The sequence below is a fragment of the Dyella dinghuensis genome (assembly GCF_003977615.1).
In the GTDB taxonomy this organism is placed as follows: domain Bacteria; phylum Pseudomonadota; class Gammaproteobacteria; order Xanthomonadales; family Rhodanobacteraceae; genus Dyella_B; species Dyella_B dinghuensis.
The window spans coordinates 630,627-645,616 of sequence record NZ_RYZR01000005.1 but is presented as its reverse complement, the minus strand read 5'-3'; the positions used below and the strand labels follow the sequence as shown (position 1 = coordinate 645,616).

General features: G+C 60.2%; 15 protein-coding genes and 1 pseudogene. 10 read left to right on the top strand and 6 right to left on the bottom strand.

Annotated features, from left to right (window positions below):
* Nucleotides 1-320: 320 nt before the first annotated feature.
* A complete protein-coding gene (locus EKH79_RS10485) occupies nucleotides 321-620 on the top strand; it encodes a hypothetical protein (RefSeq protein WP_126673727.1) in 300 nt (99 codons plus the stop codon).
* A 77-nt stretch (nucleotides 621-697) separates the two neighbouring features.
* Here EKH79_RS10485 and EKH79_RS10480 read toward each other — a convergent pair whose 3' ends face one another.
* The 4 genes from EKH79_RS10480 to EKH79_RS10465 form a co-directional block, all read right to left on the bottom strand.
* On the bottom strand, nucleotides 698-1,786 hold the full coding sequence (locus EKH79_RS10480) for a hypothetical protein (protein WP_126673726.1): 1,089 nt from the start codon (nucleotides 1,784-1,786) through the stop codon (nucleotides 698-700).
* Nucleotides 1,783-4,512 (bottom strand): fimbria/pilus outer membrane usher protein, encoded by a 2,730-nt coding sequence (locus EKH79_RS10475; protein ID WP_233590266.1) that lies wholly within the window; start codon nucleotides 4,510-4,512, stop codon nucleotides 1,783-1,785. Before EKH79_RS10475 ends, EKH79_RS10480 begins: the two co-directional genes overlap by 4 nt.
* Before the next feature lie 68 nt (nucleotides 4,513-4,580).
* Nucleotides 4,581-5,330: a fimbrial biogenesis chaperone gene (locus EKH79_RS10470; protein ID WP_126673724.1), complete on the bottom strand. Its 750-nt coding sequence runs from the start codon at nucleotides 5,328-5,330 to the stop codon at nucleotides 4,581-4,583.
* A gap of 72 nt (nucleotides 5,331-5,402) precedes the next feature.
* A complete protein-coding gene (locus tag EKH79_RS10465; protein WP_126673723.1) occupies nucleotides 5,403-5,966 on the bottom strand; it encodes a fimbrial protein in 564 nt (187 codons plus the stop codon).
* Between the two features lie 501 nt (nucleotides 5,967-6,467).
* On the opposite strand from EKH79_RS10465, the gene EKH79_RS10460 reads away from it, so the two are divergent.
* From EKH79_RS10460 to EKH79_RS10440, 5 genes are read left to right on the top strand one after another with little or no spacing between them, the layout of a single operon-like run.
* Nucleotides 6,468-7,070, top strand: coding sequence for a hypothetical protein (locus tag EKH79_RS10460; RefSeq protein WP_126673722.1), 603 nt, complete (start codon nucleotides 6,468-6,470; stop codon nucleotides 7,068-7,070).
* Between the two features lie 42 nt (nucleotides 7,071-7,112).
* Complete coding sequence (locus EKH79_RS10455; RefSeq protein ID WP_126673721.1) at nucleotides 7,113-7,310, top strand: helix-turn-helix transcriptional regulator; 198 nt, start codon at nucleotides 7,113-7,115, stop codon at nucleotides 7,308-7,310.
* 7 nt (nucleotides 7,311-7,317) lie between these two features.
* Nucleotides 7,318-8,895 (top strand): alpha/beta fold hydrolase, encoded by a 1,578-nt coding sequence (locus tag EKH79_RS10450; RefSeq protein WP_126673720.1) that lies wholly within the window; start codon nucleotides 7,318-7,320, stop codon nucleotides 8,893-8,895.
* A complete protein-coding gene (locus EKH79_RS10445; RefSeq protein WP_126673719.1) occupies nucleotides 8,892-9,626 on the top strand; it encodes an ABC transporter ATP-binding protein in 735 nt (244 codons plus the stop codon). Before EKH79_RS10450 ends, EKH79_RS10445 begins: the two co-directional genes overlap by 4 nt.
* Entirely contained in the window at nucleotides 9,623-10,798 is a 1,176-nt protein-coding gene (locus EKH79_RS10440; protein WP_126673718.1) for an ABC transporter permease, read from the top strand. The genes EKH79_RS10445 and EKH79_RS10440 overlap by 4 nt, the downstream gene beginning before the upstream one ends.
* Before the next feature lie 54 nt (nucleotides 10,799-10,852).
* Here EKH79_RS10440 and EKH79_RS10435 read toward each other — a convergent pair whose 3' ends face one another.
* Both EKH79_RS10435 and hemH read right to left on the bottom strand, forming a co-directional pair.
* A complete protein-coding gene (locus tag EKH79_RS10435) occupies nucleotides 10,853-11,695 on the bottom strand; it encodes an alpha/beta fold hydrolase (protein WP_126673717.1) in 843 nt (280 codons plus the stop codon).
* 17 nt (nucleotides 11,696-11,712) lie between these two features.
* Nucleotides 11,713-12,771: a ferrochelatase gene (hemH, locus tag EKH79_RS10430; RefSeq protein WP_126673716.1), complete on the bottom strand. Its 1,059-nt coding sequence runs from the start codon at nucleotides 12,769-12,771 to the stop codon at nucleotides 11,713-11,715.
* 113 nt (nucleotides 12,772-12,884) lie between these two features.
* Here hemH and EKH79_RS10425 point away from each other — a divergent pair, with 113 nt between their 5' ends.
* The 4 genes and pseudogenes from EKH79_RS10425 to tatC all read left to right on the top strand — a co-directional run bounded on the left by EKH79_RS10425 (nucleotide 12,885) and on the right by tatC (nucleotide 14,988).
* The gene (locus tag EKH79_RS10425; protein WP_126673715.1) at nucleotides 12,885-13,574 is read left to right on the top strand and encodes a lipid-binding SYLF domain-containing protein; all 690 of its coding nucleotides are present in this window, start codon (nucleotides 12,885-12,887) and stop codon (nucleotides 13,572-13,574) included.
* A gap of 63 nt (nucleotides 13,575-13,637) precedes the next feature.
* A complete protein-coding gene (tatA, locus tag EKH79_RS10420; RefSeq protein ID WP_126673714.1) occupies nucleotides 13,638-13,880 on the top strand; it encodes a Sec-independent protein translocase subunit TatA in 243 nt (80 codons plus the stop codon).
* 24 nt (nucleotides 13,881-13,904) lie between these two features.
* A pseudogene (tatB, locus tag EKH79_RS19200) lies at nucleotides 13,905-14,091 on the top strand (Sec-independent protein translocase protein TatB); the annotation flags it as partial.
* Nucleotides 14,092-14,232: 141 nt separating this feature from the next.
* On the top strand, nucleotides 14,233-14,988 hold the full coding sequence (gene tatC, locus EKH79_RS10410; protein ID WP_126673712.1) for a twin-arginine translocase subunit TatC: 756 nt from the start codon (nucleotides 14,233-14,235) through the stop codon (nucleotides 14,986-14,988).
* Nucleotides 14,989-14,990 lie beyond the last annotated feature (2 nt).

Here is a 14,990-nt window from a genome sequence, read left to right as displayed (position 1 = left end):
AGAACAGCGCGGTCACGGTAACTTATTGTCCAAAATAAGGAATTTCGGAAAACGCGAGTCATTTTTTTAGCTATGTGCAGACTTTTTGACGCGCCGATCACGTCAACTTATGTGATGCACTTCACACTTCCAGCGATGACCCCGGCCGGCGCTATCAAGGTGATGAGCGACGCGGCCGATGTGGCCTTCAAGCACCCACGCAGTAGTGGGTGTCGATGGAGGGCGGCGATATGCGTGGTCGGCGGTGGGTACTTCTTGTTGGATGTTTCGTCGTGTCGGTCGTTGGCGCGTCCGCAGTGAAAGCTGGCGGAGGCGGAACGATGGAAGGCGGAACCATTTCGTTCATGGGTTCGTTGGTCGAACCGACATGCAACCTTTCTACCGCACCGGATTTGCTGAGTCAGGCCGCCAGCGTCGAAGGAGCACGCCAGTCGTATCGGCGAAGCTGTTCTGGCGGCACGACCCGAACGACGGTCGATGCATCGCGGACTTACAGCACCAGCGTGGTGCATCTATCCAGCATCGAGTCCGATCAAGTGCTCAGGTATTTCGCTGGCTATGTTCGTGCCGCTCAATCCAGTACGGCCGATCCGGTACTGGTGACTCAAACGTACGAGTGATGCCTGAAAGTTATCGGCAAATCTGCTGAATAACTTGAGCGTGAGTGGCGCGAATAACGACTCGCGCGTTATCAGGATTACGGATAGGCAATCGTGAACGTCACGCTGGTGGAGACGCTGCCGGCAGTCGCCGCGCCACCTGAAGCGATGTATTGCGCGTAGTAATTCAATGTCGCATTGCCACCGCTGACGTTGAACACCGAAGAATTCTGCGCCGTCGCCTGTGCGCCAGTCAGCGTGATCGCCGAGAGTGCCGCTGCGCTGCCGCCGGAACCATTCAACAACTGCACTTCGACATTCGTCGCCGAGCCATTGTTGGTCAGATTGCCAGTGGCGGTATCGATGTTACCGCCATAAAAATACGTGGTGATCTGGGTCACGCTCGTTGGGCAACCTGTTACCGCGATGCTGAAACCGGTTCTACCGTTCACTTGCCCAGTGGTCGCTAACGATGACGCTGCGACACCCGGCAGCGTCACCGCGATATTTTGGGAGCCGGCAGTGAGAGTGCAGCTGGGCACCGTCAAAGCGATGGACGGCAGGATGAGGTTTGCATTCAAACTCATGCTGGTGGAATACCCGTTTCCGTTTCCGGGGATATACCACCAGAAAGGAATCAGATTGATCTGGGGTATGGTGCCGGGTGCAATCGGTCCGGTTTTGATCAGCGTAGCCGTGTAGGTTGCCGTTACCGTGCCGCTGCAATTGTTAGTGGTGCACGAAACGGACCCTGGAACGTAACCAGCGGTACTCGTGGGGCCATCCAGACTCGCATTGCCGCTGTTGCTCGATGTCGCAACCGGGCTGCCATTGACCAGCACCGCGAGACCGGACACGCCGGTCGAGAAGGTGATGCCAGGGCCGTTCGTATTGTTGGTGGGATCCAGCGTGGCCAGATACTGGCCCGCCTGGATGGTCGCCGGCGTATTGTTCTTCGACACGGCGGTACATGAAAAGGTCATGGTGGCGCTGCCCGAAGCCAGCGTGCTTCCTACCGCCGCAGTCGTTGGGACGGACACGGTGGCGGGGAAGCTGAGTGTCGCCGATGAGGCCGTGCAATTGGTGGCAGCAGCGCGCGGCGCCCAGCCGATCGCAAAGATCGCCAGCAACAGCAGGCCAAAAAGTTGGATGCATCGAGAAGCATGGTTGAAGAAACGATGCATCATGTACCACTCCTCGTGACCTGTGCGACGGCGTCGACACGCGTACAGGTTGCCTGGATCTCGTTATAGGCTTTCGCCTTCTTGCCCTTGGCCCGCGGAGCAAGCTGATAGTCGAACGAGCACGATTGGGCCGCGCCGTTATCGTCCCAGCGTACGCTCAATCGGCCGGACTGATTGACGCCGCGCACCAGGATCTGTCCGCCCTGGCCAACCACACCGAGCGACGTTCCCTTCTCATTGAAAACTTCCGCGCCGAACGGCAGCGGTTCACCGTTTTCCAAGGTAGCGTGCACGATGATCGCACGGCCATTCTCGGTCTTGAACTTCAGCATCACCACGGCGCCTTCATACGGAGCCACCTGCGCACTTGTCGCATCGAGCTGTACATCCAGCGGCAATCCCTTCGGATCGATCTGCACGGTGTTGAGGTTGTAAGGCGTCAGATAAGGCACCACGGCATAGCCGAAGTGGTCGATGCGTGCGCCAGGCGCGCTCTGCACTTGTGCGCCAGCGGCGCCCGGCACGTAGACGATGCCGATCGTGTCGCCGGTCGGTTGGCCGAAGGTGACGCCGCCCGGGTGCGCGACGATGACACCGGTCACGCCCGCAGAGGCCTGCGAGTAACCGCTGCCGTCGCCGTAGCTGGCGTTAAACACGGCGTACGGACTGCGGTAACCCACGTTCACGCTGCCCGAGTTGCCGCCACCATCGCCGCTGTGTGTGCCGGTTGCGCTGTAGTCGAACTGGTTGTCCGAACCGAGCGTGCCATTCAGGATCGCCTGATCCTGCGAGCCGGTGAGCTGGTCATGCGTGACATTGAGCATGAAGGTCGGCGCATGTGGACTTGAGCCCAGCGGCAGGCTGAAGTTCACGAAGTATTCGTTGTCGTAGCGGCCAAGCGGCGTCACCGACCGCGTCGCCGAAATGCCGAAGTTCAGCCGATGGAAATGATTGTTGTAACCCACCTGGAACTGCGTGGAGTTGCCAGTGGTGTTCCAATAGTCGCTAGCGGTGACGTTGGCATAGATCGAACCGCCGCTTTGTCCCAGACGCTGGCTGAGCGAGAGCGTGAAATTGTTGCGCTGGCGCTCTACGCCGGTGGCGGAGAGAATCGGATTCGTCGTGAATGCCGTGCCGTTGAGCGCTGCCTGTTGCGCAGGTGTCAGTACGCTTTGTTCCGGCACGCCATCGATCGTCGGTACATTCGACGGGGGTACGTAGTCGAAGGCATTGATGCCTTCGCGCGCATATTGGCGCGCCTGCGCGGCCTGCGTGAGGCTGAGAAAGCCACCCGTGGAGTAGCGATAGGCAGCGACCGAGAAGGTCGTCTGTGTCGACGGAATGATTTTGCTGTACGTGATCCGCATGCTCTGCCCGGACTGCGTCGAATAGCCGGGGATGTGCGCGTTTGCCTGCGTGAGATCTACCGCGAGAGCGCCGTAGCGTGTGTCGATCGCGGCGCCGATCAGCGCAGCGGCATAGCCGGTCGAACCGACGATACCGGCGTAACCGGTCAACAGATTGCTGAAGCCATGCTGCAACGTGCCCTGCACCACGGCGGGTTTGTTATTGATCGTCGCATCGCGCAGCTCACCTACGGCGATGTCGAAACGCGTGATGCCGGGACGCAGCAATTGCGCGACCGAGGCATAGGGCACGGAGAAAGTCGTTACATGACCATCCGCTTCGGTCACCGTGACATCCAGCGTGCCGCCGTAACCGGTCGGATACAGATCGCTGATCTGAAACGGACCCGGTGCGACGGTCGTCTGATAGATCTGCACGCCGTTCTGGCGCACGGTGACTTTGGCATTGGTGTTGGCGACGCCACGAATGAGCGGGGCGTAACCCTGCAGCGATTGCGGCAACATGCGATCATCGGTGCCCAGCTGCACACCGCGGATGCCGTAGCTGTCGAACACTGCGCCGTCGGTGTAGCTATCGCCGATGGTCAGCAGCGCTCGCATCGAGGGAAGATCGCGCTGCACATACGCCTGGATGTTTTGCCATTCCATCCGCGCCGGACTATTGGCCGTGGCCGATTGCCAGTTGACGGTGGCGTCTTCGCGCAGATGCCACGGGCCGATATTCAGGCCGCTGTTCAATCCAAGGTACGAAGTGGTCTGCGACTGGCCATTGCTGTCGCTGCGGTAGCTGTTGAAGTCGTAGTTCAAGATCGCCGCCGGCACGCCCGCGTCCCAATATTCCGGACTGACATAGCCGCGCGGCATCTGATTCATGTAGGCCTGCGGTACGACGACATTCAGTCGCAGCTCCGTCATGTCGAACGCCATGGTCGCGCCCGGGATCACGTTGCCGATGGTCACGCACGCGTTCGGGTCTTTCAGTTGTGCGACGGTCGCGTCGGACAGCTTGGTCGGATGCAAGCCCAATACGTCGAGCAGCTTGCTATCCACGCACGGTACCGCGCTGGTTTTCGGAGCCGTCATGGCAAAGCGCACATCGCCGCGGCCGACCCACGTATCGTTGAGATAGATATCGGTGTTGTAGCTACCCGGCAGTACCGGATTGCCGTGTTCGAAGCGGGAGAGATCCGTGGTGTTCTGACCGGCGCCCGAGAGCAGATTGCGATCGAAATCGGCGTAACCGCTGCTGGCGTTGGCATCTGCACCGCTTGCTGCTGCGGGACTGGCCGATGCATCCGCACCATTGGCGGCGGCAGCCAGCGACGCATCAGCCCAGCTCGTCAACGCAGCCGCGATACCCACGCAAAGAAGCGCGCGACGACACGCCACAGGCCATGAATGGCCAGGTCGGCATGTGGCGCGCCGATTCGTCACGGCGTTACGTTGCCTTTGAGGACCACGTCAGCGCCGTAGTCGTTGATGCAGTCATACTGGATCGCGCTGCCAGCGCTCGGCGCCTGCTTCAGATCCGACACGGCCAGACGCAAATCCGAAAGCGGTGCCACCATGCCGGTGTCCACTTTGTGCGACACGCCGCCAACCGTCACCGTGATCTGACCGATCGTGACGTAGTAGGGCGTGGGGTTATGCACCACCACCGTGCCCACCCCGGCGTCGTTGGCCGCCTTGAAGGTGAGTGCGTTCGGTGCTTTCTGCGGATCGCCCGCCAAACCGGCAGGACGATAGAAAAGTTTCAGCCGCGAACGAATCGCCAGCTGCATGTAATTTTTGCCCTGAAACTGCGGACCGCTGGGCTTGGGCGGGACTTCCAGCACGTTGAGGTAGAACAGCGATTCGCGATCAGCCGGCATCGGCTGTTCGCTATGCGTAAACAGGATACGCAGGCTCTGATCGCGGTTCGCTTCCATACGGAACAGCGGCGGCGTGATCAGGAACGGGGTGTTCACTTTGTCCGGCGTGGATTTCGGATCCCCGCTGTCGATCCATGCCTCGACCAATGCCGGTGTGGCGTTCTGGTTGGTCAGTCGCACGTCGACCTCACCGTCCTGCGCCGGAAAGATCACTCGCGTGCCGCTGATGATGACGTTGGCATGGGCACTGGAAAGCAAGCAGCCGGAAGCCAGCAGCGCCGCGGCCAGGGCGCGGATCAGTTTGTTCATGGGAATCTCAGAACCAGTTGGCGAGTACGCTGCGGCCGGAAATCCGGCCGCAGCAGCGAGGTTTGCTGGTTATTACTGGTAGTTGAGGGTGTACTGCACGGAGGCAGACACGCCACCGGCCGTCGCAGCGCCGGTAGCCACATAACCGGCGAAGTACGAGAACGTCGGGGTGGTGGCCGAGAGCAATTGCGTGCCAGCGTTCTGAGCGCCAGATGCGCCCTGCAGCGTCAGCGCATTGGCCGTGCTCTGGCCGTTGGACAACGCAACTTCCACATTGGTGGCAGTGCCGGTGTTGTTCAGGTAACCGGTGGTCGTATCAATGCCCGTGCCCGTGAAATAGGGGTACACCTTGGTGTAACCGGTCAGGCCCGTGCAGCCGCTCAGGGTGAGCGTGACCGCCGTCCAACCAGCCGACTGGCCGGCAGCCGACAGCACACCGTTAACGAGCGGGGTGGTGGGCAGCGTGACCGTCTGAGTCGAAGCGCCGCCGTTGACTGCCACCGTGCAGGTGGAAGCGGTGAGCGAGCCCGTGAAAGTGATGGTGCCGGAGCTGGTATTGGCGGCGCGGGCCTGCGGAGCAACGGCTGCAACGCCAAAAGCGGTCAGCAGTGCCGCGGTGAGTAAGGTCTTCTTCATTGCGATATTCCTTGTTTAGCGTGTGTAGTAAGGGTGCAGCGGTTCGGTAAATCGCTTGCTTTAAGCGTGGCGCGCCGGCCCCCTCACGGGCCGGCTCACCGCCTTGCACTGACCATCGAGCAACAATCGGGCCAAAGGGTGATGAGAGTCACACTTTCAAGGATTCTCTACCAAAATCCTCACAAGGCCTACACGTTTTAGCTAAAAAAGTTGCCGTCACGTCAAGGAAAAGTGTGAACCGGGTGTACAAAACCGAAGATGGCCCTGTCCAAAAGTGACGCGATGGGTCCAAGGCGGTGGTTTTGATCTCCTTTTTGTCAAGCACACTTGACATGCCCGATAGGCGCGCCTAGGCTTATGTCAAGCAAACTTGACATGACGGGGAAGGGTTATGAGCAGCGGCGCCGCGATACGACAAGGGGGTTGCCCTATCTGGGCAATTGGCGGGGCTGTTGGCCACGCATCCGCAGACCATCGCCCCGCTAAGGCCTGAGGCGAGCCATGTCACGTTTCTCCGAGAGGCAATACACACGGCGGGTCATGGTGGCGATGGCGCTCTATACCGCCTTCATGCTGCTGGCATGGCCATTGGTACGAACCATGACGAGCCTGCCCATGAAGGTCTGTCTCGCGCTCGTCCCGGTGGTGCCGATGCTGTATGTCATCAGCCTGATGTTCCGGCGCATCCGCGATAGCGACGAACTCGAGCAGCGCATGCATCTGGTCGGGCTGGGGGCCGCGACTGCGGTGCTGGGCACGCTGAGTCTGATCGGCGGTTTCCTCAGCGCGGCTGGCGTGCTCAAGCTGGATGGCACGGTGTTGATCTGGGTGTTTCCCGTCACCGTCATTTGCTATGGCTTTACACGCTGGTGGGTCTCGCGCCGCTATGGCGCGGATGCCGCTTGCGACGATGATGCGGCCATTCCTCGTTACATCTGGTTTCTGCTCGGCGGATGTATCGGGCTTGCCGCGGCGTGGTTTTCCCGCCATTCGCTCGACGATATGAGCGAGGGCTTCCTGTGTGGTGCGGGCGCCGGATTTCTCGGGATAGGGTTGGCCATCGGCATCGCGCGTTGGCAGCGGCGCAGGCAATCCCATGATTGAGTGTGCCGCTCACAACAGTGGCATGCACGGGCGAGCCGTGCCATGAACAATGTTGTACGCGATTTGCGCGGCGAGCGTGGCTGGTCGCAGGCCGATCTCGCGCAAAAACTGGATGTCTCGCGACAAACCATCAATGCCATCGAGACCGGCAAATATGATCCGAGTCTGCCGTTGGCTTTCAAGATCGCGCGTCTATTCGGGATGCCGATTGAAATGATCTTCGTACCCGGAGGGGAGTGACGGATATATGGCCATGCAGGCACGAACCATGTTTCGCATCGGGGTTGCCGTTGTAGTGGTCGGCATCGTGGCTTATCAGCACTGGCGCGAGAACATGCCTGCCAGTGCGACGAACAACGATGCCGCGCCGATTGCCACGGCCGTGGACACCAAGGAACCTTCGCAGGTCCCGCGCACCTGGCAACGCGGCTCGCTCACGTTCAAGCCGTGCGAGCTGGGGCGTGAGGGCAGCGGCGCCACCGCGCAAGCGTGGTGCACGACCTTCGACGTACCGGAAAATCGCGACGATCCGCACAGCCGGCACATCGGTTTGAAGCTGGCGATTGCGCGCAGCGATGCGCAAGTGCCCGAACCGGACATGGCCGTGTTGCTGGCAGGCGGCCCGGGTGAGGCGGCCACCGAATCGTGGGTCGTCGAATCACAGGCCTTTGCGGATGTTCGCAAGCACCACGATGTCGTACTGCTGGATCAGCGCGGCACTGGCAGCTCCAATCCGTTGAGCTGCAAGAAAACCGAAGATGCTGCGAACGATTCCAGCACGACGCTGGATCTGACCAAAGTACGCACGGAAGTCGCTTCGTGTCTGGCGGAGGTGGAGAAGAAGGCCGATCCGCGCTACTACACCACGACGATTGCGGCACAGGATCTGGAAGATGTGCGCAAGGCACTCGGTTCGCCGTTGTTTGATCTGGTCGGCGTTTCGTACGGCACACGCATGGCGCAGCAATACCTGGTGCACTATCCCGATGGCGTGCGCAGTGTCGTGCTCGATTCGGTGGTGCCCAATCAGCTCGTGCTAGGCGAAGACTTCGCCGCCAATCTGGACGATGCGCTGAAGAAAAATTTCGCCAACTGCGCGGCCATCGCCGCCTGCAAGCAGCGCTTTGGCGATTCGATGCAAACGCTGTATCAGTTGCGTGACGCATTGCGCGCCAATCCGCATACGGTGAGCTTCCGCGATCCTGAGACCTACGAAACGGTCGAACGTCCGTTGACGGAGTTCTCGCTCGCCAGTGTCGTGCGCATGTTCGCCTATCAGCCGGAAACTGCCGCCCTGTTGCCGCTTTCCATCAATGCTGCCGCGCACGGCGACGTCGGGCCTTTGCTTGGTCAGGCCAAACTGCTCAACGGCGACCTCAGTGGCGACATGAACAACGGCATGTCGATGAGCGTGATATGCAGCGAAGATGCCGACCTGTTGCAACCGCGCCCGCAGGACCAGAACACCATACTCGGCAATCATCTGATCGACGCATTGAAAGCGCAGTGCGATGCATGGCCGCACGGCACGCGTCCGGCGAACTTCCACGATCCGCTGAAGAGCGACAAACCCATTCTGATTCTGTCCGGTGAATTCGATCCCGTGACGCCGCCGCGTTATGGCGAGCAGATTTTGCCGGGCCTTACTAATGGACGACAGCTCGTCTTCAAGGGACAGGGGCACTCACTGCTGCCACGCGGCTGCATGCCGCAGCTGCTCGGCAAATTCATCGACAAACCCGACCCGAAGCAGCTCGACGCGAGTTGTCTGGATAGGTTGGACGGAACACCTGCATTCATCGATTTCAATGGAGCATTGCCATGATCGAAGTGAAGGATCTACGCAAACACTTCGGCGCCGTGAAAGCCGTCGATGGCGTCAGCTTCAAGGCACGCGATGGTGAAATCACCGGGCTGCTCGGCCCCAATGGTGCCGGCAAGACGACGACGTTACGCATGTTGTACACACTCATGACGCCGGACCAAGGGCAGGTATTGGTCGATGGCATCGACGTCGCGCGCGATGCAAAAGCCGTTCGTCGCCAGCTCGGCGTATTGCCGGATGCGCGCGGTTTGTACAAACGCCTCACCGCGCGCGAAAACATCGAATATTTCGCGCGTCTGCAAGGCATGGACAAGGCGCTGATTCGTACACGCCGCGACAAACTCATCGAGACGCTGGATATGGCCGACATCGCCGATCGCCGCGCGGAGGGTTTCTCGCAGGGCCAGCGCGTCAAGACGGCCATTGCTCGTGCGCTGATCCACGATCCGAAGAATGTGATTCTCGACGAACCTACCAACGGCCTTGATGTCATGGCAACGCGAAGCCTGCGTCAGTTCATGCACAAGTTGAAGGAAGAAGGCCGCTGCGTACTTTTTTCCAGTCACATCATGCAAGAGGTGGCGGCGCTGTGCGATCGCATCGTCGTGATCGCGCACGGTCGTGTCGTCGCCGACGAAACGCCTGACGCACTGCGTGCGCAAACGGGCGAGGCCAATCTGGAGGACGCGTTCGTGAAGATTATCGGCAGCGAGGAGGGCCTGGCCGCATGAACACGATGCTGATCGTCTTCCTCAAGGAAGTGAAAGAAAACCTGCGCGACAGGCGCACCATGATGAGTGCTCTGTTGTTCAGTCCGCTGATTGGTCCGCTGTTTCTCGTGATGATCATGAACGTCGTCATCACACGTGAGCTCAACAAGGCGGATCAACCGTTGAAGGTGCCGGTAATCGGCGCCGAATATGCGCCAAATCTGATCAGCGCGCTCAAGCAGCAAGGGTTCGTACCTCAGCCCGGTATCGCCAATCCCGAAAAAGCCGTGCGTGACATGGATGCCGACGTAGTACTGCGCATCCCGAAGGACTTCGGCGATTCCTGGCGCAAAGGGCAGGCCTCTCAGGTGGAAATGATCTACGACTCCTCCCAGCGCGACACCGGCAGTTCCGTTGAACGGCTAAAAGGTATGCTTCAACTCTACACGCGCGAACAGGGCGCGATGCGATTGGTGGCGCGTGGTCTCTCGCCAACCATGATGGCGCCGGTATCGATCGACGAGCGCGATCAATCCACGCCGCAGTCGCGCTCTGGGCAATTGTTCGCCATCCTTCCGTACTTCATTGTGCTCGCCATCTTTATCGGTGGCATGTATCTCTCCATCGATCTCACCGCAGGCGAGCGCGAGCGGCAGTCGCTTGAGCCTCTCTTCGCCAATCCGGTGCCGCGCTGGCAAGTGTTGCTCGGCAAGCTGGGGGCGATTTGTGTGTTCTCGTCGACGAGTCTGTTGATCTGCCTGCTCGGCTTCAATGTATTCGGCCGACTGATTCCCGCCGAGAAACTAGGCATGACGATGAATTTCGGGCCTTCCTTCGTCTTGCAGGTGCTGGTGATGATGATTCCGCTGGTCATCCTGTTCGCATCGCTGCAAACACTCGTGGCTGCCTTTGCCAAGAGTTATCGCGAAGCGCAGACGTATCTCTCCATGCTGATGTTGATACCCGCGGTACCGTCCGTCATGTTGAGTGTGTTGCCGGTGAAGGTTGCCGACTGGATGTATGCCGTGCCGTTGCTCGGGCAGCAGGTCGGCATCACGCAACTGCTTCATGGCGACAGCATCAGCGGTTCGCAACTGGCGACCGTTATTGCGGTCGGTCTGCTGGTTGCTTTCCTGGTGACGCTGGTGACCGCACAGGTCTATCGCTCGGAGCGACTGGCGATTTCTGCGTAAGTACGTAAGCAGGCGGGGCTGGCGACACCGGCCCCGCCTGATTTACATGCTGGCTTAGGCTATCAACCACGCCGCAACGGCGTCGGGATGTTCCAGGTGAAGGTGATGACCGCCTTCCATGTGCGTCAACGTGATGCGATTGACGTGTGCGGCGCGCGCTTGCATCAACGCCGTCGGCAGATAAGGCGTGAAGGGACTGGCCAGCAACAGCGATGTCGGCGCTTCGATGCCCGACAGCAACGCGCCGATCTGACTTTCCGCGAGGCGCACAGGGCTCGGTCGTGTCAGACGTGAATCGCTTCGCCAGCGCCAGCCATCCTCCACTTCGATCAGGCCGCGTTCGACGATCGGTCGCGCCAGATCCGCGCGAAGACCGCTTGCAAGCGTGCGTGCGCTGATGGCCTGGTCGATGTTGGCGAAGACGCGTTTGGCCTTGGTCTTCGTAGTGGTAGACACATACGCGTCGCGGAAACGTTGCAGCGTGTTGGTGCCGTCATCGCCGAGCGGACCAAGTCCTTCGATCAGATAGAGCCGCTCGATGCATTGTGGCCGTGCTGCTGCTACAAGCGATCCAATGCCCGCGCCGAGTGAGTGGCCGAGCAGGGAATATCGTTGCAGATGCAGTGCATCGACTGCTGCAAGGACGGAGCTGACGTAGTCGAGATAGTGGTAAGTGCTACCGGCGGGCAAGTGACCGGAGTGGCCGTGACCGGGCAGTTCGAGCACGATCACACGCCAGCGCTTGGCTAGCATCGGCGCAAGAAACGCAAAACTACCCGCGTTGTCGAGCCAGCCATGCAATGCGAGCAACGGCGGCGCATCGGGCTTGCCCCACATCTGCGCAGTCAGCGTCAAATGGCTGCGCAGGGGAATGCGCTCTTCAATGGGTGCGGTCACGCGGTGTTCTCGAAAGGTTATGTGGCTTGGGCCGCACTGGCAGGCTGCAGCCAACCGTGTGTGTGTTTCAAAATGAGCGCGGCGAGACTGCTCAGTTGTTCGGGGCTGTCATTGAGCGCGGGTATGTAACGCAAGTCTTCACCGCCGGCGCCGATAAAGAAATCGCGATTCTGCATCGCTATTTCTTCCAGCGTTTCCAGGCAATCCACGGAAAAGCCAGGACAGGCGACATCCAGTCGTTTCACGCCTTCTTTAGCCAGGCGTTGCACGGTGGCGTCGGTATACGGTTCTAGCCACGGCTCGCGGCCAACACGCGACTGAAAACTCACGATGAGTTCCGTCTCGCTGAGTCCCAGGTGTGTGCGCAGCAACTGCGCCGTATTCTGACACTGATCGAAATACGGATCGCCCGCGGTGACGTATCGCTGCGGAATGCCATGGAAAGAAAGCAGCAGTTTTTCTCCCCGTCCATGCTTGGACCACCAGCGCTCGATGGAATGCGCGAGCGCCTGGATGTGGCCTTCATCGTTGTGATAATCGTTGACGATGCGCAACTCCGGGGGCCAGCGCAGTTGCTTGAGCGTATCGGCCACCGCGTCGATGACTGAGCCGGTGGAGGTGGCCGAATATTGCGGATATAGCGGCAGCACCAAAAGCCTTTGCACGCCCTGACGCTGCAGTTGTTCGATTTGCGTGCGAACGGACGGGGTGCCGTAGCGCATCGCCAATGCGACACGTACCGGCTCAGTGCAAAGCTGGCCGAGTTTCTCCTGCAAGCCGGTGGCAAGTTTTTCCGAGCCCACGCGCAGGGGCGAGCCTTCGGACGTCCAGATGCGTGCGTAGGCATGCGCGGAACGCGCCGGGCGAATGCGCAGGATGACGCCGTGCAGGATCAGCCACCACAGCCAGCGCGGATATTCGATGACGCGTGGATCGCCCAGGAACTCGGCCAGATAAGGCCTTACAGCACGTGCCGTCGGCGCTTCCGGTGTGCCAAGGTTCACCAGCAGTACGCCAGCCTTGGAAGACTGGTCGTTGGAATGACCGCCCAGGTAGGTATAGTGGTTGCGTGGCATCGTGGCGATGGTAGCTGGTTAGCAGACGAAGTCTGCCACAAGCGCTCCGCATCGCGCGGGTTCCATGCCGCCGCATCACGATCCAGACTCTTTTGACTAAACCGGAGCTGCCCATGTTCAAAACATCGCTGCGTCGTATTTCGTTCCTGGCTTTGGCACTTTTGCTGCCGCTGGCGGTGCACGCCGACGACGACACCCCGCAGGCCCGTGCGCAGAATGCGGTCCGCGTGCTCAACGAAATCGAGCAGGCGCCGGACAAATCCATCCCGGGCGATCTGCTCAAGGATGCCAAGGCCATCGCCGTGATTCCCGACGTGCTGAAGGTCGGCTTCGTCTTTGGCGGACGTCGTGGCGAAGGCCTTATCTCGGTGAAGAACCCGGATGGAACATGGTCCAATCCCAGCTTTATCTCGTTCGGCGGCGGCAGTGTCGGGTTCCAGATCGGCGTATCCAAGACCGACGTAATCCTGGTCTTCCGCACACAGCGCGGCGTGGATTCGGTCGTCAACGGCAAATTCACGCTCGGCGCGGATGCCTCGGCTGCTGCCGGCCCGGTAGGCCGCACTGCGTCCGCCGCTACCGATGAGCAGTTGAAAGCCGAAATTTATTCGTACTCGCGTGCCAGGGGCCTGTTTGCCGGCGTGGCGCTGGATGGCTCGGTGCTGAAGATCGATTATGACGCCAATGCGGCAGTTTACGGCCAGGGCATCACCCCGCGGCGCATTTTCGAAGGTGGCGTGACGAACGTTCCTGCCTCGGTTGTCAACTTTCGTGACGCCCTGGAGGAGTACACTGCTCACTGATACGGAAGGCCAGCGGCAGCAACCGCGGTCGCAGACGGCAAAGAGCTCCGCAACGAGGTTCTCATGGGTTTGGATAGCATTTGGCATTGGCTGATTCTTCTGGTTGTCATCCTGCTGATATTCGGCACCGGCAAGCTCACGCGCGTCGGTTCCGACCTCGGCAACGCTGTGCGTGGCTTCAAGAAAGCCATGCAGGGCGATGAGGACGAAGAAAAGCGCAAGGCGCAGGAAAAACTGCAGGCCGATCCGCCACCGAGCAATACTCAGTCGACGCAAAACCAGCGCGATTCCAACGAATCGAAATAACGGCAGCCGAAACGAGACACGGTCATGATCGAGATCAGCCTCGGCAAGCTGATGTTGCTGGCGCTGGTCGCGTTGATCGTGCTCGGCCCGGAAAAGCTGCCGCACGCGGCGCGCACGGCGGGTGCGTTAGTGCGCCGCCTGCGTTCCGGCTGGGACAGCGTGCGCGCCGAGGTCGAGCGCGAGCTGGAAATCGAAGATCTCAAGCGCACTGCACGCGAGGCTGCCGCCAAAGCGGAAGCCATGCAGAACCAAGTAAACAGCACCATGCGCCAGACGCGCGAGCAGGTCGAGACGGCCGCTGCTGAAACGAAGAAAGAAGTCACGCAGATCGACGCGCCAAAGGAATCCGAGCATGGCAGCGTCTGAGCCCGAGATGGATTTGCAGCAGGGCCTGTTCTCGCATCTGCTTGAACTGCGTTCGCGTCTGATCAAGGCGATCATCGCGGTCGTGGTCGTGCTTGCTGCGCTGGTGCCGTTTGCGAATCGCCTGTATTCGTGGCTGGCTGCTCCGCTCGTGTCGCGTTTGCCCGAAGGCGCGCATCTCATCGCGACGGAAGTGGCAAGTCCCTTTATCACGCCGCTGAAGCTGGCGTTCTACACCGCGCTGTTCATCAGCATGCCGGTGATTCTGTATCAGCTGTGGGCGTTCGTCAGTCCCGGCTTGTACAAGCACGAAAAGCGTCTTGCGCGCCCGTTGTTGGTCGCTGCCATGATCCTTTTCTACATCGGCTGCGCCTTTGCGTATTTTCTGGTGTTGCCCGCCGCGTTCCGGTTTCTGACGGCAGTGACGCCGCAGGGCGTGGAGATGATGACGGACATCACGCACTACCTCGATTTCGTGATGCTGATGTTCTTCGCCTTCGGCCTGTGTTTCGAGGTGCCTGTTGCGGTGGTGATTCTCGCTGCAGTAGGCATTGTCGATCTGGACAAACTGCGCAAAGGCCGGCGTTACGCGATGGTCGGTGCTTTCGCCGTGGCGGCCGTGGTCACACCGCCGGACATTACCTCCATGATCATGCTGGCCATTCCGATGTGCCTGCTCTACGAATTGGGTGTGCTTGCCGTGCGCTGGCTGCTCAAGCCACGACCTGCTGACGCTTCAGTCTGATC